The 1,158-nt window shown below is 75.8% G+C and carries 1 protein-coding gene; it reads left to right on the top strand.

Annotated elements, in window-relative coordinates; genetic code table 11:
* A partial coding sequence (locus tag AB0881_RS41830; protein ID WP_366626465.1) for an NADH:flavin oxidoreductase/NADH oxidase family protein occupies nucleotides 1-1,158 on the top strand: 1,158 nt, incomplete at both ends.

Raw genomic sequence — 1,158 nt, 5'->3', positions numbered from 1 at the left:
CGGCCACCTGGCGTCCGCCCTCACCCTCCGTTCGGGCCGGGTCCTGCCCAACCGGCTGATGAAGGCGGCGCTGAGCGAGGGCCTCGCCGAGCCCGGCGGCGCTCCCGGCACCCGCCTCACCACCCTCTACCGCCGGTGGGGCGGCGGCGGATACGGCCTGCTGGTCACCGGGAACGTCATGGTCGACCACCGGCACCTGAGCGAGCCCGGCCAGGTCGTCATCGAGGACGGCCGGCACCTGGCCGCGCTGGCCCGCTGGGCCGGGAGCTACCACGAGGACGGCGGGCAGATCTGGGTCCAGCTCAACCACCCGGGACGGCAGGCCAACCAGCGCGCCGGCCGGCACCGCCCGGTCGCGCCCAGCGCGATCGCCGCCCGCGTCCCCGGCGCCGCCAAGCCCCGCGCCCTCACCGACGGGGAGATCCGCGAGATCATCGCGCGGTTCGGCACCGCCGCCGCCGTCGTCGAGGCCGCCGGATTCGACGGGGTGCAGATCCACGGCGCCCACGGCTACCTCGTCACGCAGTTCCTGTCCCCCGGGTCCAACCGGCGCGACGACGCCTGGGGCGGCGACCCCGAACGCCGCCGCGCCTTCGTGGTCGAGGTCCTGCGCGCCATCCGCGCGAGCGTCGGCGCGGACTTCTGCGTCGGCATCAAGCTCAACTCCGCCGACTTCCAGCGCGGCGGCTTCACCGAGGACGAGTCCCGCGAGGTCATCGGCGCCCTGGTCGCCGAGGGCATCGACCTCATCGAGATCAGCGGCGGCTCGTACGAGGCCCCGGCCATGATGGGCGTGCTGGCCGAGTCCACCCGGGCGCGGGAGGCGTACTTCCTGGACTACGCCCGGACGGTCCGCGGCATCGCCGGCCGCGTGCCGATCGCCGTCACCGGCGGCTTCCGCACGCGCACCGCGATGGAGCGGGCCCTCGCCGGGCGGGAGTGCGACATCATCGGCATCGGGCGGCCGGCCTGCCTCACCCCCGACGCGCCCAGGGCCCTCCTCGAACGCGGCCAGGAACGGCTGGACGCCCCGCTCATCCAGGTCGGCGCCCGCGGCCTGGTCGGGCGCGTCACCGACATCCGGCCCGTGGACAGCGCGCTGAACCTGCTGTGGCACGCCGAGCAGCTCCACCGCCTGGCGGCCGGGCTCGACCCCGA

Source organism: Spirillospora sp. NPDC029432 (genome assembly GCF_040703975.1).
Taxonomy (GTDB): domain Bacteria; phylum Actinomycetota; class Actinomycetes; order Streptosporangiales; family Streptosporangiaceae; genus Spirillospora.
Note: the sequence above shows the minus strand (reverse complement) of the source record. Positions and strands in the feature narration are given on the sequence as shown.